General features: G+C 43.6%; 25 protein-coding genes. 17 read left to right on the top strand and 8 right to left on the bottom strand.

Annotated features, from left to right (window positions below):
• The first annotated feature begins 22 nt into the window (after positions 1–22).
• From hfq to rplI, 12 genes are all read left to right on the top strand, one after another.
• A complete protein-coding gene (hfq, locus tag HFU86_RS18075) occupies positions 23–319 on the top strand; it encodes an RNA chaperone Hfq (RefSeq protein WP_006662385.1) in 297 nt (98 codons plus the stop codon).
• Between the two features lie 91 nt (positions 320–410).
• The gene (hflX, locus tag HFU86_RS18070; protein WP_132496335.1) at positions 411–1,691 is read left to right on the top strand and encodes a ribosome rescue GTPase HflX; all 1,281 of its coding nucleotides are present in this window, start codon (positions 411–413) and stop codon (positions 1,689–1,691) included.
• Between the two features lie 173 nt (positions 1,692–1,864).
• Positions 1,865–3,076, top strand: coding sequence for an FtsH protease activity modulator HflK (hflK, locus tag HFU86_RS18065; protein WP_132496336.1), 1,212 nt, complete (start codon positions 1,865–1,867; stop codon positions 3,074–3,076).
• A 2-nt stretch (positions 3,077–3,078) separates the two neighbouring features.
• A complete protein-coding gene (gene hflC, locus HFU86_RS18060) occupies positions 3,079–4,080 on the top strand; it encodes a protease modulator HflC (protein ID WP_132496337.1) in 1,002 nt (333 codons plus the stop codon).
• Between the two features lie 285 nt (positions 4,081–4,365).
• On the top strand, positions 4,366–5,667 hold the full coding sequence (locus tag HFU86_RS18055) for an adenylosuccinate synthase (RefSeq protein WP_132496338.1): 1,302 nt from the start codon (positions 4,366–4,368) through the stop codon (positions 5,665–5,667).
• A 292-nt stretch (positions 5,668–5,959) separates the two neighbouring features.
• Entirely contained in the window at positions 5,960–6,382 is a 423-nt protein-coding gene (gene nsrR, locus HFU86_RS18050; RefSeq protein ID WP_036948950.1) for a nitric oxide-sensing transcriptional repressor NsrR, read from the top strand.
• A gap of 41 nt (positions 6,383–6,423) precedes the next feature.
• Positions 6,424–8,904 carry a ribonuclease R gene (gene rnr / locus HFU86_RS18045; protein ID WP_132496339.1) on the top strand — a complete coding sequence of 827 codons (2,481 nt, stop codon included), beginning with the start codon at positions 6,424–6,426 and terminating at the stop codon, positions 8,902–8,904.
• A gap of 83 nt (positions 8,905–8,987) precedes the next feature.
• Entirely contained in the window at positions 8,988–9,725 is a 738-nt protein-coding gene (rlmB, locus tag HFU86_RS18040; RefSeq protein ID WP_036948954.1) for a 23S rRNA (guanosine(2251)-2'-O)-methyltransferase RlmB, read from the top strand.
• 165 nt (positions 9,726–9,890) lie between these two features.
• Entirely contained in the window at positions 9,891–10,286 is a 396-nt protein-coding gene (gene rpsF / locus HFU86_RS18035; protein ID WP_006657979.1) for a 30S ribosomal protein S6, read from the top strand.
• Between the two features lie 8 nt (positions 10,287–10,294).
• A complete protein-coding gene (priB, locus tag HFU86_RS18030) occupies positions 10,295–10,612 on the top strand; it encodes a primosomal replication protein N (protein WP_036948958.1) in 318 nt (105 codons plus the stop codon).
• Between the two features lie 4 nt (positions 10,613–10,616).
• Positions 10,617–10,844 carry a 30S ribosomal protein S18 gene (gene rpsR, locus HFU86_RS18025; RefSeq protein ID WP_000135199.1) on the top strand — a complete coding sequence of 76 codons (228 nt, stop codon included), beginning with the start codon at positions 10,617–10,619 and terminating at the stop codon, positions 10,842–10,844.
• Positions 10,845–10,882: 38 nt separating this feature from the next.
• The gene (gene rplI / locus HFU86_RS18020) at positions 10,883–11,332 is read left to right on the top strand and encodes a 50S ribosomal protein L9 (protein ID WP_036948960.1); all 450 of its coding nucleotides are present in this window, start codon (positions 10,883–10,885) and stop codon (positions 11,330–11,332) included.
• A gap of 93 nt (positions 11,333–11,425) precedes the next feature.
• Here the strand turns inward: rplI and HFU86_RS18015 are convergent, their stop codons facing one another.
• Both HFU86_RS18015 and HFU86_RS18010 read right to left on the bottom strand, forming a co-directional pair.
• Complete coding sequence (locus tag HFU86_RS18015) at positions 11,426–12,190, bottom strand: CDP-diacylglycerol diphosphatase (RefSeq protein WP_187129778.1); 765 nt, start codon at positions 12,188–12,190, stop codon at positions 11,426–11,428.
• 169 nt (positions 12,191–12,359) lie between these two features.
• Positions 12,360–12,971 carry a LysM-like peptidoglycan-binding domain-containing protein gene (locus tag HFU86_RS18010; protein ID WP_132496341.1) on the bottom strand — a complete coding sequence of 204 codons (612 nt, stop codon included), beginning with the start codon at positions 12,969–12,971 and terminating at the stop codon, positions 12,360–12,362.
• Between the two features lie 207 nt (positions 12,972–13,178).
• On the opposite strand from HFU86_RS18010, the gene HFU86_RS18005 reads away from it, so the two are divergent.
• Positions 13,179–13,799 carry a peptidylprolyl isomerase gene (locus HFU86_RS18005; protein WP_036949262.1) on the top strand — a complete coding sequence of 207 codons (621 nt, stop codon included), beginning with the start codon at positions 13,179–13,181 and terminating at the stop codon, positions 13,797–13,799.
• Between the two features lie 152 nt (positions 13,800–13,951).
• Positions 13,952–14,686 carry a 3'(2'),5'-bisphosphate nucleotidase CysQ gene (gene cysQ, locus HFU86_RS18000; protein WP_187129777.1) on the top strand — a complete coding sequence of 245 codons (735 nt, stop codon included), beginning with the start codon at positions 13,952–13,954 and terminating at the stop codon, positions 14,684–14,686.
• A 79-nt stretch (positions 14,687–14,765) separates the two neighbouring features.
• On the opposite strand, the gene mqo is transcribed toward cysQ, so the two are convergent.
• The 4 genes from mqo to HFU86_RS17980 form a co-directional block, all read right to left on the bottom strand.
• A complete protein-coding gene (gene mqo / locus HFU86_RS17995) occupies positions 14,766–16,259 on the bottom strand; it encodes a malate dehydrogenase (quinone) (RefSeq protein ID WP_132496344.1) in 1,494 nt (497 codons plus the stop codon).
• Between the two features lie 8 nt (positions 16,260–16,267).
• Positions 16,268–16,657, bottom strand: coding sequence for a cupin domain-containing protein (locus HFU86_RS17990; protein WP_036948974.1), 390 nt, complete (start codon positions 16,655–16,657; stop codon positions 16,268–16,270).
• A gap of 488 nt (positions 16,658–17,145) precedes the next feature.
• Positions 17,146–17,739, bottom strand: a complete 594-nt coding sequence (locus HFU86_RS17985) for an NUDIX domain-containing protein (RefSeq protein WP_187129776.1) — start codon at positions 17,737–17,739, stop codon at positions 17,146–17,148.
• Positions 17,740–17,857: 118 nt separating this feature from the next.
• On the bottom strand, positions 17,858–18,271 hold the full coding sequence (locus HFU86_RS17980) for a YgiW/YdeI family stress tolerance OB fold protein (protein WP_132496346.1): 414 nt from the start codon (positions 18,269–18,271) through the stop codon (positions 17,858–17,860).
• Positions 18,272–18,448: 177 nt separating this feature from the next.
• On the opposite strand from HFU86_RS17980, the gene qseB reads away from it, so the two are divergent.
• Both qseB and qseC read left to right on the top strand, forming a co-directional pair.
• The gene (gene qseB / locus HFU86_RS17975; RefSeq protein ID WP_036948983.1) at positions 18,449–19,111 is read left to right on the top strand and encodes a quorum sensing response regulator transcription factor QseB; all 663 of its coding nucleotides are present in this window, start codon (positions 18,449–18,451) and stop codon (positions 19,109–19,111) included.
• Positions 19,108–20,460 (top strand): quorum sensing histidine kinase QseC, encoded by a 1,353-nt coding sequence (gene qseC, locus HFU86_RS17970; RefSeq protein ID WP_132496347.1) that lies wholly within the window; start codon positions 19,108–19,110, stop codon positions 20,458–20,460. The genes qseB and qseC overlap by 4 nt, the downstream gene beginning before the upstream one ends.
• Positions 20,461–20,684: 224 nt before the next feature.
• Here the strand turns inward: qseC and HFU86_RS17965 are convergent, their stop codons facing one another.
• Positions 20,685–21,248 carry a YtfJ family protein gene (locus tag HFU86_RS17965; RefSeq protein ID WP_132496348.1) on the bottom strand — a complete coding sequence of 188 codons (564 nt, stop codon included), beginning with the start codon at positions 21,246–21,248 and terminating at the stop codon, positions 20,685–20,687.
• Between the two features lie 290 nt (positions 21,249–21,538).
• Here HFU86_RS17965 and HFU86_RS17960 point away from each other — a divergent pair, with 290 nt between their 5' ends.
• A complete protein-coding gene (locus HFU86_RS17960) occupies positions 21,539–21,745 on the top strand; it encodes a DUF1107 domain-containing protein (protein WP_036948988.1) in 207 nt (68 codons plus the stop codon).
• 89 nt (positions 21,746–21,834) lie between these two features.
• Here HFU86_RS17960 and HFU86_RS17955 read toward each other — a convergent pair whose 3' ends face one another.
• Positions 21,835–23,190 carry a hemolysin family protein gene (locus HFU86_RS17955; RefSeq protein WP_132496349.1) on the bottom strand — a complete coding sequence of 452 codons (1,356 nt, stop codon included), beginning with the start codon at positions 23,188–23,190 and terminating at the stop codon, positions 21,835–21,837.
• Positions 23,191–23,308: the final 118 nt, after the last annotated feature.

Below are 23,308 nucleotides of genomic sequence, written 5' to 3'. Positions count from 1 at the left end.
AACAAAATAAGGAAAACATAGAATGGCTAAGGGGCAATCTTTGCAAGATCCGTTCCTGAACGCATTACGTCGTGAAAGGGTTCCGGTCTCTATTTATTTAGTTAATGGTATTAAATTGCAGGGTCAAATCGAATCTTTTGACCAATTTGTTATTTTGCTGAAAAACACAGTTAGCCAGATGGTTTATAAACACGCTATCTCTACTGTGGTTCCAGCACGCCCTGTTTCTCATCATAGCGGTACAGGTACTGCTGGCGCTGGCAATGGCAACTACCACGGTGGTGCTTCTGCTGGGCAAGATGGCGAATCAGCTGAGTAAGACTGTACGCTAAAAACAAGGAAAGCATGGGTAGGGAGACTATACCTGTGTCTTTCCTTTGCAATTATTGTTTAGCCTAAGAGGTTACACCTTGTTTGATAGGTATGAAGGCGGTGAACTAGCTGTACTGGTTCATGTCTTTTTTGATCAAGAAAAAGACATTGATAATTTAGCAGAATTTGAGTCCTTAGTGACGTCTGCTGGCGTTAAACCTGTACAAATAGTAACTGGCAGCCGTAAGGCTCCCCACCCAAAATTTTTCGTTGGGGAAGGGAAAGCTGAAGAAATCGCTGAAGCCGTCGAAGCTAGTGGTGCGGATGTGGTGTTATTTAACCACACACTTAGCCCTGCTCAAGAACGTAATCTCGAACGGGTTTGCCAATGTAAGGTCGTTGATCGTACAGGGGTAATTTTAGATATATTTGCACAACGTGCGCGTACGCATGAAGGTAAACTTCAAGTTGAATTAGCTCAATTACGGCATTTATCCACTCGCTTAGTGAGAGGATGGACGCACCTTGAGCGACAAAAAGGCGGGATTGGTTTACGTGGTCCCGGCGAAACGCAGCTTGAAACTGACCGCCGATTACTCAGAGATAAAATCAAACAGATTTTATCTCGTCTCGGACGAGTCGAAAAACAGCGTGAGCAAGGTCGCCAATCAAGAAGCAAAGCAGATATTCCAACTGTTTCCTTGGTGGGCTATACCAACGCCGGAAAATCCAGTTTATTTAATCGGATGACGTCGGCTGATGTTTACGCAGCAGACCAACTGTTTGCTACGTTAGATCCTACTTTACGTCGTATCGATGTTGATGATGTAGGAACTGTCGTTTTAGCGGACACCGTGGGTTTTATTCGCCACCTTCCACATGATCTGGTTGCTGCATTTAAAGCAACTCTGCAAGAAACACGTGAAGCCACTTTACTGCTCCATGTGATTGATGCAGTTGATGTCCGACTGGATGAAAATATCCAAGCGGTTGACAGTGTGCTGGAAGAAATCGAAGCAAATGAAATCCCAACACTTTTAGTGATGAACAAAGTTGATATGCTCGACGATTTTGTCCCGCGTATTGACAGAGATGAGGATAACAAGCCGGTTCGTGTCTGGGTTTCAGCGCAAACAGGCGAAGGTATCCCTTTGTTGCTTCAAGCATTAACGGAATGCCTTTCAGGTGAGATCGCACATTTTGAATTGCGTTTACCGCCGAATGAAGGTCGCTTACGGAGTCGTTTTTATCAACTTCAATCCATCGAACGTGAATGGCAAGAAGAAGACGGCACTATTGGACTTGAGGTGCGTATGCCAATGGTGGATTGGCGACGTTTATGTAAGCAGGAGCAACAATTACCTAACTATGTTGTTTAAAAATGATGTTAAAACAGTTAGTTGACTGAATTAACCGCAACACAGTTAGGCAATGGAATTGATATTAAGAGCCCAATATCCTCGACTTGATTCAAGACGCCCATGGGTGAAATGAATGATGAGAAATATCGCTCTTAGCCCTAAAAATCAATCATAAAGAATGGAGCTAAAACATGGCGTGGAATCAGCCCGGTAATGACGGACAAGACCGCGATCCGTGGGGAAGCGGCAATAAAGGCAGCAACTCTGGCGGGAACAAAGGTGGTCGGAAACCTGGGGCTTATGATCTCGACGATCTCTTTCGTAAAATAGGCAGCAAGCTTGGCGGCGGCGGTAATAAAGGCGGCGGCGGTGAAGGCAACAACAAACAGCCATCACAGCTGAGCGGCCGTTTAGGTATGTTAGCACTTGCTGCGGTTGTCGTAGTTTGGGCTGGCTCAGGCTTCTATACCATTAAAGAAAGTGACCGTGGCGTAGTATTACGTTTTGGTGAATATAGTGGTGTTGTCGGACCTGGTCTGAACTGGAAACCAACGTTTATCGATCAAGTCATTCCTGTGAACGTTGAAACTGTTCGCGAGCAAGCGACTAACGGTATGATGCTGACATCAGATGAAAACGTTATCCGCGTTGAAATGAACGTCCAGTATCGTGTTACTGACCCAGCTCAATACCTGTTCAGCGTGACTAATCCTGATAATAGCCTGCGTCAAGCGCTGGATAGTGCGGTACGCGGTGTTATTGGTCAATCTGCCATGGAGCAAGTATTGACTACGAATCGAGCCTTTATCCGTGATGTTACACAGAAAGAGCTAGAAGCTACGATTGCACCATACAAAATGGGTATTACCCTGCTGGACGTCAACTTCCAAGCGGCTCGTCCGCCAGAAGATGTTAAAGCGGCATTTGATGATGTAATCTCCGCAAGGGAAGAAGAACAAAAAACAATTCGTGAAGCGCACGCTTACCGAAATGAAGTTCTGCCTCTTGCGAAAGGTAACGCGCAACGTATGATCGAAGAAGCTGAAGCTTACAAGGCGAGCGTCGTCTTCAAAGCAGAGGGTGAGGTCGCAAGCTTTGCGAAAATGCTACCTGAATATCGTGCTGCACCAGAAATTACCCGCGAACGTTTATACATCGAAACGATGGAACGCGTATTAGCAAATACACGTAAAGTAATTGCTAATGATAAGAGCAACAGTATGTTAGTCCTGCCGTTGGATCAAATCATGCGTGGTGCGACGGGCAATACGACTGCGGCGCCAAAAGTGAATCAGTCAGCAAGAATGACGAACTCAACGAACAATTCATCTTCTACGAGTTCAGCACCTGCGCAGCCAAACAATCCTGTGCGTGGTGATGCAGTTAGAGTAGGGAGACAATAATCATGCGTAAGTCATTTATTTTTGTAGTGATTGCTGTTTTAGCCGTTGCCTACGCATCAATCTTTATTGTCCCTCAAACTGAGCGCGGTATTGTATTACGCTTTGGTAAGGTTTTACGTGATTCTGAGAATAAACCAATCGTTTATGAACCAGGTCTGCATTTCAAAGTTCCATTTATTGAAACAGTGAAAATGCTAGATGCACGTATTCAAACGTTAGAAATTCAAGCTGACCGTTACCTGACTAGCGAAAACAAAGACTTAATGGTGGATTCATACCTGAAATGGCGTGTCACTGATTTCAGCCGTTACTATGTAGCGACTGGCGGCGGTAACCCATTCCAAGCAGAAACCCTGTTAAAACGTAAGTTCAGTGACCGTTTACGTTCTGAGTTTGGTCGTTTAAGTGTTAAAGACATCATCACTGATTCTCGTGGTCGTTTAACCGTTGATGTTCGTGATGCACTGAACAAAGGTACAGCAACCGACGAAGCAACCAAAGACGCTGATGCTGCAATTGCAGATGCGGCGGCTCGCGTTGAAAAAGAAACTAACCTGAAGCCACTGGTTGTGAATGCAAACAGTATGGCGGCGTTAGGTATCGAAGTGGTTGACGTGCGTATCAAACGTATTGAATTACCAAATGAAGTTTCTGAAGCCATCTATGCACGTATGCGTGCAGAGCGTGAAGCAGTAGCGCGTCAGCACCGTTCACAAGGTCAAGAAGAAGCAACTAAAATTCGTGCGGTAGCGGATAAGACAGTAACAGAAACACTGGCAGAATCAGAGCGTACAGCGCTGACCCTGCGAGGTGAAGGTGATGCAATGGCAACGAAACTGTTTGCTGATGCATTCAACCAAGACCCAGAGTTTTATGCCTTTATTCGTAGCCTGCGTGCTTATGAGCAGAGCTTCAAGAGCGGTGATGATGTGATGGTGCTTAGCCCAGACACTGATTTCTTCCGCTTTATGAAGGCGCCAACTAAGCTGCGTTCAACGGATTAAATGATAAACAGCTTAAGTTACGTGCAACGAGCTTAAATTACTGTTAATCTAATAAAGAAAAGCCCGCTTCGGTGGGCTTTTTTTCGCCTGTCGTTTTAAGTGATGGATTTTTCAGGGAAAATTTGAGCTGCTCAGGTTGGGAAAATTCACTTTGAGTCTACGACAGAAATAAAACTACCATTTTGCTTGCTTTCTAGAAAAAAATTTTTGTAATGCCAAAATATCACTGGAACAGTTCATTTTTGATGGTAGAATTCATTTTTAAGCAACCGAGTGTATTTCGAAATGGGTAAGAACGTTGTCGTACTGGGCACCCAATGGGGTGACGAAGGGAAGGGCAAGATCGTTGACTTGCTGACAGAACGAGCTAAATATGTAGTTCGCTATCAGGGCGGCCATAATGCTGGCCATACTCTTGTTGTAAACGGTGAAAAAACCGTTCTCCACTTAATTCCATCCGGTATTCTTCGTGAAAATGTCATCAGCATCATTGCTAATGGTGTTGTTCTTGCGCCTGATGCTTTAATGAAAGAGATGAAAGAACTGGAAGATCGCGGTGTTCCTGTTCGTGAGCGTTTACGTATCTCTGAAGCATGCCCACTGATCCTGCCTTACCACATCGCATTAGACAATGCGCGTGAAAAAGCGCGTGGAGCAAAAGCTATCGGTACAACTGGTCGTGGCATCGGTCCTGCATACGAAGATAAAGTTGCACGTCGCGGTCTGCGTGTTGGTGACTTATTCGATAAAGCAACTTTCGCTGAAAAATTAAAAGAAATCATCGAATACCATAACTTCCAACTGGTTCACTACTACAAAGAGCCAGCGGTTGATTACCAAAAAACGTTAGATTACGTCATGTCAGTTGCAGACCTTCTGACTAGCATGGTAATTGATGTTTCTGATTTGCTCTACAAAGCGCATCAGAAGAATGAATTAGTGATGTTTGAAGGTGCACAAGGCACACTGCTGGATATCGACCACGGTACTTATCCGTATGTAACTTCTTCAAACACAACAGCAGGTGGTGTTGCAACAGGTTCTGGCTTAGGCCCACGTTATGTGAACTACGTGCTTGGGATCATCAAGGCTTATTCAACACGTGTTGGTGCGGGTCCATTCCCAACTGAGCTGTTCGATGAAACGGGTGAATTCCTGCGTGAGAAAGGTCAAGAATTTGGTGCAACTACTGGCCGTAAACGTCGTACCGGTTGGCTAGACATCGTGGCTATCAACCGTGCTGTGCAAATTAACTCTCTGTCAGGTTTTTGCTTAACTAAACTGGACGTTTTAGATGGTTTAGAAAAAGTGAAAATCTGTGTTGGCTACCGCCGTCCAGATGGCAAAGTGTTAGAAACAACACCTTTAGCTGCTGATGAGTGGGAAGGCTTAGAACCAGTGTATGAAGAAATGCCTGGTTGGAGCGAAACGACTTTCGGCGTTAAAGAAAGAGGGCTATTACCAACAGCTGCTTTAGATTATATCAAACGTATTGAAGACCTGACGGGCATTCCTGTTGATATTATTTCAACTGGTCCAGACCGTTCAGAAACGATGATCCTGCGCGATCCGTTTGACGTTGAGTAATAGACAGAACAGCGCTCATTGAGCGCTGTTTTTTTATCTTTCCGATTTTCCTTCCGATGATTTCCTTTTTGATAAAACGCTAAAATTTTCAGATAATATCCATCAAGTTGAACATTATGTGCCATTGCAAGCATCTTTACGGGCAAGGATGGGCTAGACTAAAACTAAGGCGATATACTGTAGAAAATCGTTCAAAATGACCGTTAGATGGTAGCCAAAAAAACAAATATAACGAAAATGGCAAATAAGTATTTCACTACATACTGTAGTACCAAAAATTTTTGAGGTGATTGTGCAGCTGACAAGTTTTACTGACTATGGGTTACGCGCCCTAATTTATTTAGCCGCCCTAGAAAAAGGGCAAATGACGAGTATTACACAAGTTACTGAAGTGTATGGTGTTTCTCGTAATCACATGGTTAAAATTATTAATCAGCTAAGCCACCTTGGCTATGTAAAAGCCACCCGTGGTAAAAATGGCGGGATCGCACTGGGTCAACCGGCGGAATCAATTCGGATCGGTGATGTTGTCCGCGCATTAGAACCACTCACTCTAGTCAATTGTAGTGGCGAATTTTGCCATATTACGCCCGCTTGCCGCCTAAAAGGTGTATTGCAAAAGGCGATACAACAATTTTTACAAGAACTAGACCAATATACGCTAGCGGACATGGTCAAAGATAATAGTCCGCTGTATCAATTACTGCTCGATTAATGTCTCAGTAATTTATCACTCTGATGACAATGGAGGTAACAATGTCAAACGATCCTTTTCAGGAAAGAGAAGCAGAAAAATACGAATCCCCAATTCCGAGTAGAGAGTTTATTTTAGATCTCTTATCTAAGCGCACAGCACCTGCAAACCGTGAAGAAATTGCACAGCTACTCAACCTCTCTACGGAAGATGAATTGGAAGCATTGCGTCGTCGCTTACGTGCGATGGAGCGTGATGGACAGTTAGTTTTCACTCGCCGCAAATGTTATGCATTACCAGAACGTATTGACCTATTAAAAGGTAAAGTTATTGGTCACCGTGATGGTTATGGTTTCTTGCGTGTCGAAGGTAAAAAAGAAGATTACTACTTATCTCAAGATGAGATGAAGCGCGCTTTACATGGTGATGTGATTTTGGCTCAACCATACGGTCAAGACCGTAAAGGGCGTACTGAAGTGCGTGTTGTACGTGTATTAGAGCCGCGCAATAATCAAATTGTTGGACGCTATTTTATTGAAGCGGGAATGGGGTTTGTTGTTCCTGATGATAGCCGTTTAAGTTTCGATATTTTAATTCCGAAAGACAAACAGTGTGGCGCCCGTATGGGTAACGTGGTAGTGGTAGAATTAGAAACTCGCCCACAACGCCGCTCTCAAGCTGTTGGGAATATTATTGAAGTACTCGGTGAGACTATGGGTACGGGTATGGCGGTAGAAATCGCATTACGTACTCATGAAATTCCGCACTCTTGGCCGCCACAAGTGACAAAACAAGTGGCTGATTACAGTGAAACAGTCCCTGAAGCTGCGAAGAAAGGGCGTGTGGATCTGCGCGATCTTCCACTCGTCACCATCGATGGCGAAGACGCTCGTGACTTCGATGACGCCGTTTACTGCGCACCGAAAAAAGGTGGCGGCTGGCGTTTATGGGTGGCGATTGCGGATGTGAGCTATTATGTCCGCCCACAAACGGCACTGGATACGGAAGCCCATAGCCGTGGTAACTCGGTCTATTTCCCATCCCAAGTTGTGCCAATGCTACCGGAAGTGCTGTCTAACGGATTATGTTCACTAAATCCAGGCGTAGATCGTCTGTGTATGGTATGTGAAATGACGGTTTCGGCATCCGGAAAACTTTCTTCATATAAATTCTATGAAGCGGTGATGAGCTCTCACGCGCGTTTAACTTACACCAAAGTTTGGAAAATGCTGCAAGGGGATGAAGAGCTGCGCGAGCACTACAAAGCGTTAGTGCCTCATATCGAGCACTTGCATCAATTATACAAAGCGTTAGATGCAGCACGTATTGAGCGTGGCGCTATTTCGTTTGAGTCTGAAGAAGCCAAATTTATCTTCAATGCGGAACGTCGCATTGAGCGTATTGAACCTGTAGAGCGTAATGATGCACACAAATTAATTGAAGAGTGCATGATTTTAGCTAATATTGCGGCGGCGCGATTTGTTGAGAAAAACGAAGAGCCTGCACTATACCGTGTGCATGACCGTCCGAAAGAAGAGAGCGTTATGAACTTACGCTCAGTATTCAGCGAGTTAGGTTTAACACTGCCGGGTGGCATGAAGCCAGAGCCAAGAGATTACGCCCAAGTAATGAACGAAGTCGCTGAACGCCCAGACCATGAGCTGTTACAGACCATGATTTTGCGTTCAATGAAGCAAGCGATTTATGATCCAGAAAACCGCGGTCACTTTGGTTTAGCTCTGAAATCGTATGCGCACTTTACCTCGCCAATTCGTCGTTATCCTGACTTAAGCTTGCACCGTGGTATTAAATACTTACTGGCAAAAGAGCATGGTCATGGGGATAAGCGCTGGACGGAAACGGGTGGATGGCACTCCGATATGGACAGCATGCTGCAATTGGGCGAGCACTGCTCACTGACCGAGCGCCGTGCAGATGAAGCTACCCGTGACGTCGCAGATTGGTTAAAATGTGACTTCATGCAAGACCAAGTGGGTCAAGTGTTTACTGGACTTATCACTAGCGTGACAGGTTTTGGTTTCTTTGTTCGCTTAAATGACCTATTTATTGATGGCTTAGTGCATATCTCGACTCTTGATAACGACTATTATCGTTATGATGCGGTTGGACAGCGCTTAATCGGTGAATCTTCCGGCACAACTTATCGCCTTGGCGATGAAGTAGAAATTCGTGTTGAAGCGGTACACATGGATGAGCGCACCATTGATTTTGCTTTAATTTCAACGACACGAAAAGCGAAAAACCCGGGTAAAACCACGCGGGATAAGATGAAGAAAGAAGTTAAAAATGCGACACGTTCAGCCCGTCGAAAAGGCGATGTGAGCAAAGAAAAAAACTTTGAACCTGATTCTGCATTTCGTCGTTCAGAGAAAAAAGGCAAGAAAGACAGCAAAGACGCGAAACCTGAAGGTAAAGGAAACGGTAAAGCGAAAAGCAAAAAGCCGTCCGATAAAACCAAAAAAATCAGTGCCAAGTTAAAAGCAAAACGCGTGGCGAAAAAATCCCAAAAACAAGAGGGATAAGCGCGTTTCATGATACAAGGTGGCGGGCAATCGCCACCTTTTGATTTTCCACCTATTTAATGTTCTCAACCTAAAAGATATTTATGAGCGAAATTATTTATGGCATTCACGCAGTGAAAGCCCTGCTTGAGCGTTCTCCGCAACGTATTAAAGAAGTCTATATTTTAAAAGGTCGTGAAGACCGCCGCCTGATGCCTATCGTTCATGAAATCGAAGCGTTGGGGATTGTGGTGCAAGTGGCAAATCGCCAATGGATGGACGCACAAACTGAAGGTGCGGTACACCAAGGGATTATTGCCAATGTGTTAGCGGGCAAACAGTATCAAGAAGGGGATCTTCCAGATTTACTGGAAAGCACCGAATCGCCATTTTTACTGATCCTCGACGGCGTGACGGACCCACATAACTTAGGTGCGTGTTTACGTAGTGCAGACGCAGCCGGTGTTCATGCAGTGATTGTTCCTAAAGACAAATCCGCACAATTGAACGCAACCGCGAAGAAAGTGGCGTGTGGCGCGGCAGAAAACGTTCCTCTGATCCGAGTGACTAACTTGGCAAGAACCTTACGTTTACTGCAAGAGTACAATGTGTGGATTGTCGGCACTGCCGGCGAAGCTGACCATAACTTGTATCAAAGTAAACTGACTGGCGCTATCGCATTAGTGATGGGCGCGGAAGGTGAAGGTATGCGTCGTTTGACTCGCGAACATTGCGACGAGCTGATTAGCATCCCAATGGCAGGCTCAGTTTCATCGCTGAACGTCTCTGTGGCAACGGGCGTGTGCCTATTTGAAGCAGTACGTCAACGTATTGCCAAATAAATCATAAAATAATTTGTGCTTAATTTGTCCCCATCTCTTGAGTTTTTTATCTGGGATGGGTATAGTTACGCGTCAATTTTTTAGCCGCACTCAACAAGTTCCTTGCCTCCGCGGGCCGCGGTTAACCCAGACAGGAGGCTAATAATCCGTAAGGAGCAACTACTAATGCGTCATTACGAAATCGTTTTTATGGTCCATCCTGACCAAAGCGAACAGGTTCCGGGCATGATCGAGCGTTACAGTGCTGTTATCACTAACGCACAAGGTCAGATTCACCGTCTGGAAGACTGGGGCCGTCGTCAACTGGCTTACCCAATCAACAAACTGCACAAAGCTCACTATGTTCTGCTGAACGTAGAAGCTCCACAGGAAGCGATTGATGAGCTGGAAACTAACTTCCGCTTCAACGATGCCGTTATCCGCAGCATGGTTATGCGCTTAAAACACGCAGTAACAGAAGCTTCTCCAATGGTCAAAGCCAAAGACGAACGTCGCGGCCGTGACATGTCTGATGATTATCAAGACGAAGAAGCAGAAGAAACTGGGGATTCTGAAGAGTAATTGCTCAGGTGATCACTAATCGTCTGGTGCTGACAGGCACAGTCTGTAAAGCATTGATTCGAAAAGTGAGTCCGTCCGGCATTCCACATTGCCAGTTTGTTTTAGAACATCGTTCTGGACAACAGGAAGCTGGAATGTCACGGCAAGCATGGTGCAGAATGCCCGTCATTGCCAGCGGACAAGCCTTACAAACCCATACTCACAGTATAACGGTCGGCAGTCTGATTACTGTTACAGGTTTCATTAGCACCCATCAGGGACGTAATGGAATCAGTAAATTAGTCTTACATGCCGAGCAGATTGATTTGATAGATTCTGGAGACTAGCCATATGGCACGTTATTTCCGTCGTCGCAAGTTCTGCCGTTTCACAGCGGAAGGCGTTCAAGAGATCGACTATAAAGATATCGCAACGCTGAAAAACTATATCACTGAAAGTGGTAAAATTGTACCAAGCCGTATCACCGGTACTCGTGCAAAATATCAACGCCAGCTCGCTCGTGCTATCAAGCGCGCTCGCTACCTGTCTCTGTTACCATACACTGATCGTCATCAGTAATTGGTACAGTCCATTAACGACTAATAGAGGATAAGGTAATGCAAGTTATTCTGCTTGATAAAGTAGCTAACCTAGGTAGCCTGGGTGACCAAGTTAACGTTAAATCGGGCTACGCTCGTAACTTCTTAGTACCACAGGGCAAAGCTGTTCCTGCAACTAAGAAAAACGTTGAATTCTTCGAAGCTCGCCGCGCTGAACTGGAAGCTAAATTAGCTGACGTTCTGGCAGCAGCACAGGCTCGTGCAGCAGCTGTTACTGCGCTGGGTTCTGTTACTCTGGCTTCTAAAGCTGGTGACGAAGGTAAACTGTTCGGTTCAATCGGTACTCGTGACATCGCTGACGCAATCACTGCGGCTGGCGTTAAAGTTGCGAAAAGCGAAGTTCGCCTGCCAAACGGCGTTCTGCGTACTACTGGTGACCACGAAGTTCACTTCCAGTTACACAGCGATGTTTTCGCAGAGCTGAACGTTATCATCGTTGCTGAGTAATCAATAATGATGATAGTTGCCACTGTTAACGCGGTGGCACAATAAAAAAACACCGGGAATCCGGTGTTTTTTTATTTCTAGCATATGTAAAACTTACTGATTGACTGAACATTGGTAATCCAGCAATTCTCCTGCACTACCTAAATTAAACTGCCAAACATCCATCCGATTCGCTAATAATACCATCGAACCATCTTTCAGCTCCGTCACCGCCAGTCCATAGTTCCCCATGCTGTCATTATGTGCTTGAACATATTCATTTAGCTGCTTGAAAGGGCTTTGTTGGCTATCTAACTTTTTCGCCCAATACTCATGCCCTTCCAATTGCACTGGAAAAACATGCCACTCAGATTTAATCGCATCTGCATGTTGGTTAACTAGCTCAATAACCTGCGGTTTTAGGCAAGCAATATGGATATGAAGTTGATCTTGGGAACGCCCATATTGTGAATTAATCGCTAAGGCGAGTTTATCATCGCTAATAACGGGTTGACCCGCGGGGCTAACACTCTCACGTTCATTCCAGGCAAGCGTAAAGTAATCCGGACTATTATCTTCGAGTAATAAAGGGGATTCGATACCACTGACTTTATCGGTTGGCAGTACCAAATTATGAACCGGACCTTTTTTGTCTTTGAAGAGTACATAGCGATTGTCTAAATCCACTTTCAAGCAAGATGAATTACGCTGGTCAGGATCATTGATAGCAATGCACTGCTGGCTAATGATATTCCACAGCCCATCTGCATGGTATTTAATCCATGAAATATAGCCAATAACACTGAGCAGTAAGAGTAAAACTACGGCGGCGATAATTTTAATGAGCTTCTTTTTGCAGGTATTGTTGTTTTTCTGCATAGATTGTCCTGTTCTTTTCCCTGTTTAACTATTAAGTGTAATAAAGAACAGTGATTATACGTAGTTTATGGTGAGAAACGTCATCAAATAACGTCTCAATTGAATTTTTATTCTGAAAATAAAAGAAAGGTCGGGGTATTGTATGAAATCCCCGACGTTAAAAGATAAATTAAGGTGTTCGGTAGTAGCTACCATCGCTTAAGCGTGTAAAGCTATAGGTTTGACCGTTGGTTGCTGTAATTTCCAGCTGTTGAACTTCACCTTTCCCATTGGCTTTCAATCGGATTTTCTGCCCTTGCTGCAAGTTGCTAAGGGGTTTTTCTGAGCCTTCAGCTTTTGCCATGATAAAGGCATCATTTGCCTGCAAGTTATTATCACGAAATAGCTGCGCCAATGTTTTTCCTTTCTGGACGCGATAATTCTGCCATTCATTAGCTGACGGGCGAGTAGTTGGTGGCGTGGATGGTTGTGATGGTTCGCTGGTACTTGGCTGCTGTGTCGGTTGAGACGTTTGCGGCTCTTGAATAACTTCAGGCTCACTTGGCAATGTCGGTGATGTATCTGGGATGTTGGTTGTCGGTTGCTCTGGTTGCGATAACACCGTATCCGGGATTGGATTAGGCTGCGAAGTCGGTGGGATCACGATAGGTTGGTTTGGTATATTGCCCGTATTATTCTGCGCGGTATTCGGCTTATCGCTGGATGGCCAAAATAAGGCAGCAATAACGATCAGCGCTAGAATAGCAATTCCATAGCGATGAAAAGTGGATAGTCTCAACATGACCCCTCCTATATTTGAGGAATAATTAATCACAGACGTTTTAACGCATACTAGCACTATTTACGCGTAAATTAACAAGTTGAAGACTAATTTAGGAGAACACTGAATAATTTAGACAGTTTTATTCTTCCGTTATCGGGTTTAGGTTTACCCATAGGAAAGGGGCTGCTATCCTTGGTTTTTCTCAAAAATTAAATGGGTATTTTCATGGCAAACCAAAACTTTGATTCAGTAGAAGCTCAAGCGAGCTATGGCATTGGTCTACAAATTGGACAGCAATTATTAGAATCAGGACTAGAAGGTTTAGTTCCAGACGCAATTTTAGCGGGTCTGACTGATTCTTTAGAAGGCAACATGCCATCAGTTCCAGTTGAAGCTCTGCATAAAGCACTGCGTGAAATGCACGAGCGTGCAGATGCAGTTCGCCAAGAGCGTCAAAAAGAACTGGCTGCAGAAGGTCAAAAATTCTTAGATGAAAACCAGAAGAAAGACGGCGTATCGACTACTGAGTCTGGTTTGCAATTCTCTGTGATCAACCAAGGTGAAGGCGCAATCCCAGCGCGCTCTGACCGTGTTCGCGTTCATTACACTGGTCGTTTAATTGACGGTACTGTGTTCGACAGCTCCGTACAGCGCGGTCAACCAGCAGAATTCCCAGTAAGCGGCGTGATCCCAGGTTGGATTGAAGCGCTGACATTAATGCCAGTGGGTTCAAAATGGGAATTATACATTCCTCATGAATTAGCTTACGGTGAGCGTGGTGCTGGCGCATCCATTCCTCCATTCAGCACCCTCGTTTTCGAAGTTGAGTTACTGGAAATTTTATAATTTTCTGACTGACTTACAGAAAAAAATAATAGCCTTATTAGCTTGTCATTTTGGTCATTTGCCATTTCGATATAGCTAATGAGGCTTTTTTATTAGCGTAAATATTCTGCTCTTGTTACTCTTAAAGGCTTAGTGTCATTAGGGGAAATAAAATGCACCAACAACTTTGTACGCTTGCCCGAGAGGCGGGTGATGCCATCATGAAAATCTACAATGGGCATGCGCCATTGCAGGTTGAACATAAACAAGATGATTCCCCTGTCACGGCTGCGGATATTGCTGCCCATCAAATCATCAAGAAGGGGCTTTCACGTTTATCACCTGATATCCCTCAACTTTCAGAAGAAGATCCACCAGAATGGTCTGTACGTCGTGATTGGCAACGTTACTGGCTTATTGACCCATTGGATGGAACTAAAGAATTCATTAATCGCAATGGTGACTTCACCGTAAATATCGCATTAATTGAAAATGGCATTCCAGTCATGGGCGTGGTTTTCGCACCCGCAAAAGGGTTGATGTATTACGCCGAAGGCTCTCAAGCGTGGAAAGAAGAGCATGGGCAAGTTCAGCGTATTCACGTCAAAGCTGCGACGCCTCCCGTGGTGGTGATCAGCCGTTCTCATCAAGACCCCCAATTGATGGCGTATCTCGAGAAGCTTCCGGAACATCGCACAGCTGAGATAGGTTCATCGCTAAAATTCTGTTTAGTGGCGGAAGGCAGCGCGCAGTTATATCCTCGTTTTGGACCGACTAATATCTGGGATACGGCCGCAGGGCATGCAGTGGCATTAGGTGCAGGCGCTAGCGTGGTGGATTGGCAGGGAAATACACTGGATTATTCCCCGAGAGAGTCTTTTTTGAACCCCGGTTTTGAATGTCGCTAAGATAGTGTAAATAGCAAGATAATAAAAAGTCGGGCAGCTAATGATTAACTTCCCCGACTTGAACAACATGATTTAATGTTTAGTTATCTAATTGCAGCACTTTAGCCGTTGCAGTACGAATATCTAAACATGCTTTTGCATCCTGTTTTAAATCAATTCCATAAGTTGGAATGATAGTCTTCAGGCGTGCTTCCCAACCATCCGCAGAGAGTTGATCTGCAAAGCAGGTTTTCAGTACGTTGAGCGCGATAAACGCAGCAGTCGATGCACCCGGTGATGCGCCCATTAATACGGTGAACGATTTATCTGCACTCGTAATCAGCTCAGTACCGAACTCCAATACGCCTTTTTTCACTGGATCTGGTTTAATGATCTGAACGCGTTGACCCGCGACCACTTCTTTCCAATCTTCACGCTGCGCATCAGGATAGAATTTTTGCAGCATAGAGAATTGATGGGCAGACGTTTGCAGCACTTGTCCCACAAGATATTCAGCCAACGACCAATCATCTTTCGCGATGGCAAGCATCGGTTCAATATTGTTCAGTCTGATGGAATCAAACAGATCCAAATAAGATCCATGTTTTAGGAACTTACTCGAGAAACCCGCATACGGACCAAACAGTAAAGAGCGTTTTCCGCCGATGATACGGGTATCTAAATGCGGTACAGACATAGGTGGTGAGCCCTTATCGGCTTTTCCGTAAACTTTGGCGTGGTGGCGAGCCGCCACTTTTTCATCGTCACAGCGCAACCAAATTCCACTCACAGGGAATCCGCCATAGCCTTTACCTTCCGGAATACCGGATTTTTGCAGTAATTCAATGGCGCGACCACCGGCTCCCACAAACACAAATTTTGCGGACGTGATGGTTTTTTCGTGGGTCAGAAGGTTCTTCACTTCCACATTCCAGCGCCCATCAGGCGTCTGTGTCACATCAATCACTTCATGTTTATAGTGAAGAGAAAACCCGTTCTGTTCGCTCAGTTGCGCCATCAATAAGTGGGTTAAGGCACCGTAATCTACGTCAGCCCCAGTAACGACACGGGTAACCGCAATTTTTTCATTAGGATCTCGGCCTTCAACCACTAATGGCGCCCACTCATCAATCTGTTTTAGGTCATCGCTGTATTCCATATTGTGGTAACAGTGATGGGCAGACATTTGACGGAAACGTTGTTGTAAAAACTTGATGTTGTCTGCACCAGACACAAAGCTCATGTGCGGACAAGGGTGGATAAAGTCCCGTGGATTTTTGATTTTGCCTTTGGTGACTAAGTAAGACCATAGCTGACGAGACAGGTCAAATTCAGTGTTTACTTCAAGGGCTTTGCTGATATCTACCGTGCCATCAGGGTTTGGCGGGGTGTAGTTCATTTCACAGTTTGCTGCGTGACCTGTTCCCGCGTTATTCCATGGATGGGAACTCTCTTGGGCACAATCATTTAATCTTTCGAATATCGCGATAGTGAGATTTGGCTCCAGCTCTTTAAGAAAAGTGCCGAGCGTGGCGCTCATGATCCCCGCACCGATTAGCGCGATATCAACATTTTCTGCAATGGGTTTAGTCATGGAAATCCCTATTTTTTATTCGGAGTGAAACACAAGTCTGTACCGTCTTGATACACCACATAAGCGCGTCTCCAAGGCTCATCACCAATCAGACGCCATTTGTGTCCTGTTCCGGTGTTGTCTTGAGCAAGCAGAATGTCACCTGGTTTGATAATAAATGTGGAGCCATCTTTGGTTTCGAACTCTAAGGTACCAGTGAGGGTGATTACATAGCGAGGAACGGGGTCTTTATGCCAATCCCACGAGCCACCTGAAACGGTTTCGCGGAAGGTGAGCTCACTGACGGCAATGACAGGGCTTTGGTCATCTCCACGAGCAACACCATTCAGTTCAATGGTGCCTTCTTCAAACAGAGAGTTACCGTCTTCACCTGTCCACATACGAATACAACGGATCATCTTATTTAGCTCCTTAACTTAAGAATAATATTGCTTAATAACTAAGATAATATTCAGTGTTTCGATTTTTACCTTAACGAAAAATAGTGAAGTTCAGAAAATAGGATGTCTTTAAATCTAAAGTTTTTTAATGGCAAGGTCAAAGTTAATATTTTTAAGTGAAAGTATTTTATTGAAAAAATAGACTTTTTAATTTTATCGATGATTGTTTTTGGATGGGTTTATTTGATGTTTTTTTAATTTAAATCAAAGCGATAAAAGATAATTCTTTTTTGATGGAATAAACTCTATTTTATTCTTTTTATTATCAAGTTTAGATGCTCGGTAATGGAAAGTGTAATAAATTGTAATTTATAAAAAATAAGAGAATAAAGTATGAAAATAAGAAAGAGAATAGAAAAATAAATAGCAAAGAAATCGTTTAATGATGACTATATAAAATGGTTTAAGAGTAGAAGGGCAAAAATGCTATTTTCACCCTTTAAAAATTAACTATTTTTTGGATTTAGAATTCCGCTTAAGGCGAGATGTTGAATAAGCATAATGGTTTTGCCATCCATGATTTCACCATTTTTGATAGCGGCAAGCGCATTAGGGAATGACCATTCCATAACCTCAATATCTTCACCTTCATCAGCGAGTCCGCCACCATCACTTTGGCGGTCTTTATCACTGTATTGGGCAATGTAAAAATGCAGCTTTTCCGTGACGGAGCCTGGGCTCATAAAGGCTTCAAACACCTTTTCGATATTATCAATTTTATAGCCAGTCTCTTCTTCGGCTTCAGCAATAATCCTTGCTTCAGGGGAAGAGCCTTCAAGTAGTCCGGCAGCGGCTTCAATCAGCAACTGTTTATATCCAGAAACGTACATTGGCATACGGAATTGACGGATCAAGATAATGCTATTTTTGGATGTGTTATACAGCAAAATGACAGCGCCATCGCCACGGTCATACACTTCACGCTCTTGTTTTTGCCAAGAACCGTCGTGTCGCTGTAATTCATAGGTATATTTTTTGAGAATGTACCAATTATCTGACAGTAATTTTTCGCTGATATTCCTAACTTGAAGTTGTTTCATAAATAAGTCGCGCAGAGATAAGATAAATTTAATCTAGCACTATAAATAGAAAGGGAAAATAGACAGTAAATAATAAAAAGCCAGTAAGGCTGTATTACTGGCTTTTTATCGAGGTGGATTATTTGATGATTTGCAGTTGTTTAACGTCGATCTCTTTAGAATTCCAGTCTTTATCAACTTCACCGCGAATTTCGATTTTATCTTTTGGCGTGACGTTCACTCCATTGAAGCGTTTTTGGCTAATTTCAACGGTGATTGTGCCTGTGCCATCGGTGAATTCGTAATGTTTTTTGTCCAGTTGTTTAACGAGATTACCGCGTAAAACAACCCAGCTGTTGTCAGATAATTCAAGGGCTTTTGCAACCGTTGTTTCACTTGCATTCGGTCCGTTAAAACCGCCTTCTTGGGTTCTCATGGTTTCAGTGTTAGTGGTGTTGGCGACTTCACCAGGACCTGAAAAACCACCAGTAGCAGCAAAAACAGGAGCGGTAGCAAGGGCAGCGATTAAGGTGATTAAAGGTAATTTTTTCATTTTTGTTTCTCCACAAGTAACCAGAAATTTGGTCTATGGGCTGTATTTAACCAAGTAAATCTTAACAGGATCTTAAGAACTCAAATTAATTAAATATATTTTTAATTTGGACAATCACCACTGGTCATCATGAATTTAATAAGATAAATATAACAATATTCGATGCGGAGGTTGAGTATGCGTATTTTATTAATAGAAGATGATCGATTAATTGGCGATGGTCTAAAAGTAGGGTTAACACAATTGGGGTTTACCCTTGATTGGTTTATGGATGGTAAACAAGGTCAACAAGCTTTGTTTGATGCCCCTTATGATGCTGTCGTGCTGGATTTATCACTTCCGCATATTGATGGTATGGATATTTTGAAGTTCTGGCGCAAGCAAGGGCGTGATGAGCCTGTTTTGATTCTGACTGCGCGGGATGCCCTTGAGCAACGGGTGAATGGATTACAGCAAGGGGCTGATGATTATTTGTGTAAGCCGTTTGCGCTAGCGGAGGTTGCGGCACGTTTGCAAGCGCTGATCCGTCGGCGCAGTGGGCAGCTATCACCCACTTTGGTACATGGTGACGTGGAGATGGATCCTTTAGCGATGACGGTCACTTATCAAGGAAATCCTGTGCAGTTGAAGGGTAAGGAGCTGGCGCTATTATCATTATTTTTGCACAACCCGAAAAAAGTGCTGTCCCGTAGTGCGATAGAAGAAAAGTTGTATAACTGGGATGAAGAAGTCTCTAGTAACTCGGTTGAAGTTCATATTCACCACTTACGTCGTAAATTAGGCAGTAAGTTTATTCAAACTGTTCATGGTGTTGGTTATCGGCTGGGTGATGAAGCATGAAAACATTCAGCTTAAGGCTCAAATTGACTTTGATGTTATTGCTCCTCGCGGTAATGACGTGGGGAATTGCTAGCTCATTGGCGTGGTATCAAACCTATAAAACCATTAATGAATTGTTTGATACTCAACAAATGGTATTTGCAAAGCGCTTATCCGTGTTACCGACGGATATCGACTTGCCTCAAGCATCATTGAGTAAAACCAAAAAGTTATTGCGGAAAAATCGGGGAAGCCAAGACGATGACGCATTGGCGTTTGCGATTTTTACTCCGAGTGGCGAAATGGTGCTCAATGATGGGGATAATGGACGTAAAATCGAGTTTCAATTTACGCGTGAAGGATTCAGCGAGGGAACACTCAAAGGTAGTGATGATGAGTGGCGCTTTGTTTGGCTTAAATCTATTGATAATCAATATATTATTGCAGTAGGGCAAGAATGGGAATACCGCCAAAGTATGGCTAATAGCATTATGTTTTCCCAGCTCATACCGTGGCTGGTGGCACTGCCGATAATGTTAATCGTATTTTTATGGTTGCTCACTCGAGCATTAAAACCCCTGCGGGATGTGGCTAAACAGCTACGGCAGAGAAAGCCGGATGAGCTGAGCCCAGTGATGGTGCCGACAATTCCTAGTGAAGCAAAGCCAATCCTAGATTCTCTGAACGGATTATTCGACAAAATAAATCACATGTTTGTTCGTGAACGGCAATTTACCTCTGATGCTGCCCATGAACTGCGTAGCCCTCTTGCTGCACTGAAAGTCCAAACCGAAGTGGTACAAATTGCTGGAAATGACGAGGCGATTCGCCAACATGCAGTGGCTAATCTTTCAGAAGGGATTGACCGAGCCACTCGGCTAGTGGATCAGCTATTAACCTTATCCCGCTTAGAGTCTTCTAATCAATTAGATGATGTGAGTGAAGTGAGTTGGCAGGAATTAATTGAGCAAGCCGTTAAAGAGAGCGAGCTGGAAGCCCGGCAAAATCAGGTAGCGTTGAAAATATCGATTGTTGAAACGCCGCCGCCTTTTAAAGGGCAGAAACTTTTATTGTCCGTACTCTTAAGAAATCTTCTTCACAATGCTATCCGCTATGGTAAGGCCAAAGGCAAGGTTGAAGTGAATTTGTATCGTCATTATCTGGAAGTGAAAGATGATGGTGCTGGCGTTTCTTCTGAGGTATTAGCGCGCTTAGGGGAGCGTTTCTATCGACCACCGGGACAAGAAAAAACAGGCAGTGGCTTAGGGTTATCAATTGTTAAACGCGTGGCTCAGTTACACCATCTCCATGTGACGTTTAATAATGTCACGGAAGGAGGCTTTTGTGTCACTGTTCGTTGGAATGCATAATTTAGTCTATTTTATGCACAATATTGAATGAGGTTGTTTTAGAATAATCCGCTGAATTTTAATCTTATTGTGATGTGCTTTTACGGTTATGTTCAGCAGGAACTCATGATAGTAAAACAAATTCCTGAGCGTCAATATCAGTCGACGCTCAGGAAAACATTATGTTTATGATAACGAGAGCCGGAGTGGCTCTTTTCTTATCTGTTGAATGTTGGTTTTATTAATTATGGCTTTTCTAATTCGGTGACAATCACGCTAATGGCTTTATTGATCTCTTGAGGTGTTAGTGCGCCATCTTTATAAAATAAGACATTACCTTGCTTGTTGAGAATGATAATGGCGGAACTCTCTGGCGCAAGGCTCCATGCATTCTTCACAACACCATCACTATCAACAATAAATTGGGAGTAAGGAAACTCTTTCTTGCTGTCTTCCACGCTGTTTTTTACAAATACACCGGTACCAAAAATTGAATCATCCGTATTGATAATGCTGGTGGTTTGGTATTTATCGTGAGGGAATTTGGCTTGTTTAATCGCTTCGATAAGCGGAGCATTAAGCTCTTTGGCTGAAGAGCGTCCAGCAATGTGTTGAATGGTGCGAACTTTACCGGCAAGTTGCTGGCTCTTCCACGGTTGGTAATTGAATTTTCCCGCATTATCTAACTGTAATTCGCCTTTATCTGTGACGGTAACGGCGGGGACAGGTTGATTTAATTGAAGATTAATCGCGAATCCCGTCGAAGATAAACCTAACAAGCAGGTTAATAAAAGCAGTTTTTTTATCATAAAGGTACCTTTAGAAATCATTGTCGTTGTTGTGTATAGGGTGAGGATTTCTGGTGCTGCTAGTTATAGCATAGCTCATCGGATGAGTGGCAAGATGAAAATTAACAAAATCGTAAAATTCAGCATAAAAATGAGGTTTAAGTATGATTTAACAGTATATTGACAATGTCATGTTGTGTCAGCATTTTGAATAAAATTGCAATTTTCGAACCAAAACAAAATTTTCTAGTCTATGATTATTGAACGATATGCAGTGAGGTATCGTCAGAACAACATGGAGATCAGTTCTAATGAAAATTTTTAAGCATTATAACCCATCGAAAATTGCTCTATACGTGAAAACACTATTCAGAGGTAGGCTCTACATTAAGGATTTTGGGGCTTTCGAATTCAATAATGGGAAGATTTTACCGCCAAAAGTGACTGATAAAACGCATTACAATGTAATGAATGAAGTGAACAAACAAGTGGTATTACTGCGAGCTGAGTTGGGCTAAACAAGCTATTAGCCAGCTAAGTGTTAGGCTAACAACCTTCAAGCGCCTTAATAACAACGCCACTGACAGTGGCGTGTTCATATTGGCTATCAGTGGTTATTTTGAGTATGTGACGTATCTTCACTACCTGCAGTACCTGGCTGAACCACAACCGCGGACGGAGTATTCGTGATACGCGTGACCAGCAGTTGATCAATCTTGTAGTTATCAATATCGACCACTTCAAATTTGTAGCCCGCATATTTCACATAATCAGTGCGTTTCGGCATCTTTCTCAAGCGATACATCATAAAGCCTGCGATGGTTTCGTAGTTGCTGAAATCTGGGAATTCGTCGATATCAAGGATACGTTGAACATCCTCAATTGGCGTTCCCCCATCAACCAACCATGAATTTTCATCACGGGTAATAATTTGCTCTTCTTGCCCCGGACCAATCAAGTCACCCATTAAAGTGATCATCACGTCATTGATGGTAATAACTCCCATCACTAAGGCATATTCGTTCAGGATAACGGCAAAATCGACGCCACTATTTTTAAAGGCTTCTAAGGTATCAGACAGGGATAAGGTATCCGGAAGCATTAATGTGTTCTGGATATGTACACCGTCACGTAAGCTCAGGCTTTGACCATTTAATACGCGGTTGAGGAGCTCTTTGGAATCTACATAACCAATCACATGGTCGATATCCCCTGCACAAACTAAAAACTTCGAATGTGGCTGAGTAGAGATTTTGTGTTTGATGCTCTCTTCAGATTCGTCTTTATCAAAGAAAATGATGTTTTCTCGTGGTGTCATCGCAGATGGAACGGTACGGGACTCAAGTTCAAACACATTTTCAATAAGTTCGTGCTCTTGTTTACGCAACACCCCAGCGACAGCGCCCGCTTCAACAACAGCAAAGATATCATCAGAAGTAATGTCTTCATTACGTGCAGTGGGTAATTTGAACAGTTTGAAAAATAAGTTCGCTAAGCCGTTAAAGAACCATACGAGCGGGCTTAACACCACTAAGCAGAAACGCATTGGGTTAACAATGCGTATAGCGATAGCTTCAGGTTTTACCATTCCAATACGTTTTGGTGTTAAGTCAGCCACCAGAATAAATAAGCTGGTTACGATGGTAAATGACAGGATAGAAGCGGTTTGCTGTGCCCATGCCGGGGATAAGAATTTAATGAATAGCTCTTGCAATGCAGGAGCGAATGCAGATTCACCCACAATACCAGCCAAAATCGCGACGGCGTTTAAGCCAATTTGTACGACGGTGAAAAACATGCCTGGCATTTCTTGTAGTTTGAGAACGCGAGCGGCGTTAATGTTGCCTTCGTCGGCCATTAACTTCAATTTAATACGGCGAGAAGCTGCCAATGAAATTTCGGACAGCGAAAAAAATGCGCTGATTGCACATAATAAAAGAACGATAAGTAAACTGTTTAGCATAAATTATCCAACCCTCTAGGTAGTGAATTGTCACTTATTGAAATCCTAAAGGCAATGTAAGGGTATTCCATTTCAATATTAATTAGCGCCTTAGCGCGGTGGGTATCGCGCTAAGTAT

Origin of the sequence: Providencia sp. JUb39, assembly GCF_012272845.1 — a bacterium.
GTDB classification, from domain to species: domain Bacteria; phylum Pseudomonadota; class Gammaproteobacteria; order Enterobacterales; family Enterobacteriaceae; genus Providencia; species Providencia lanzhouensis.
Note: the sequence above shows the minus strand (reverse complement) of the source record. Positions and strands in the feature narration are given on the sequence as shown.

Coding starts and splice junctions, on each gene's coding strand:
- hfq (WP_006662385.1), top strand. CDS start 23: ATGGCTAAGGGGCAATCTTTGCAAGATCCGTTCCTGAACGCATTACGT.
- hflK (WP_132496336.1), top strand. CDS start 1,865: ATGGCGTGGAATCAGCCCGGTAATGACGGACAAGACCGCGATCCGTGG.
- hflC (WP_132496337.1), top strand. CDS start 3,079: ATGCGTAAGTCATTTATTTTTGTAGTGATTGCTGTTTTAGCCGTTGCC.
- HFU86_RS18055 (WP_132496338.1), top strand. CDS start 4,366: ATGGGTAAGAACGTTGTCGTACTGGGCACCCAATGGGGTGACGAAGGG.
- rnr (WP_132496339.1), top strand. CDS start 6,424: ATGTCAAACGATCCTTTTCAGGAAAGAGAAGCAGAAAAATACGAATCC.
- rlmB (WP_036948954.1), top strand. CDS start 8,988: ATGAGCGAAATTATTTATGGCATTCACGCAGTGAAAGCCCTGCTTGAG.
- rpsF (WP_006657979.1), top strand. CDS start 9,891: ATGCGTCATTACGAAATCGTTTTTATGGTCCATCCTGACCAAAGCGAA.
- rpsR (WP_000135199.1), top strand. CDS start 10,617: ATGGCACGTTATTTCCGTCGTCGCAAGTTCTGCCGTTTCACAGCGGAA.
- rplI (WP_036948960.1), top strand. CDS start 10,883: ATGCAAGTTATTCTGCTTGATAAAGTAGCTAACCTAGGTAGCCTGGGT.
- HFU86_RS18015 (WP_187129778.1), bottom strand. CDS start 12,190: ATGCAGAAAAACAACAATACCTGCAAAAAGAAGCTCATTAAAATTATC.
- HFU86_RS18010 (WP_132496341.1), bottom strand. CDS start 12,971: ATGTTGAGACTATCCACTTTTCATCGCTATGGAATTGCTATTCTAGCG.
- HFU86_RS18005 (WP_036949262.1), top strand. CDS start 13,179: ATGGCAAACCAAAACTTTGATTCAGTAGAAGCTCAAGCGAGCTATGGC.
- cysQ (WP_187129777.1), top strand. CDS start 13,952: ATGCACCAACAACTTTGTACGCTTGCCCGAGAGGCGGGTGATGCCATC.
- mqo (WP_132496344.1), bottom strand. CDS start 16,259: ATGACTAAACCCATTGCAGAAAATGTTGATATCGCGCTAATCGGTGCG.
- HFU86_RS17990 (WP_036948974.1), bottom strand. CDS start 16,657: ATGATCCGTTGTATTCGTATGTGGACAGGTGAAGACGGTAACTCTCTG.
- HFU86_RS17985 (WP_187129776.1), bottom strand. CDS start 17,739: ATGAAACAACTTCAAGTTAGGAATATCAGCGAAAAATTACTGTCAGAT.
- HFU86_RS17980 (WP_132496346.1), bottom strand. CDS start 18,271: ATGAAAAAATTACCTTTAATCACCTTAATCGCTGCCCTTGCTACCGCT.
- qseB (WP_036948983.1), top strand. CDS start 18,449: ATGCGTATTTTATTAATAGAAGATGATCGATTAATTGGCGATGGTCTA.
- qseC (WP_132496347.1), top strand. CDS start 19,108: ATGAAAACATTCAGCTTAAGGCTCAAATTGACTTTGATGTTATTGCTC.
- HFU86_RS17965 (WP_132496348.1), bottom strand. CDS start 21,248: ATGATAAAAAAACTGCTTTTATTAACCTGCTTGTTAGGTTTATCTTCG.
- HFU86_RS17960 (WP_036948988.1), top strand. CDS start 21,539: ATGAAAATTTTTAAGCATTATAACCCATCGAAAATTGCTCTATACGTG.
- HFU86_RS17955 (WP_132496349.1), bottom strand. CDS start 23,190: ATGCTAAACAGTTTACTTATCGTTCTTTTATTATGTGCAATCAGCGCA.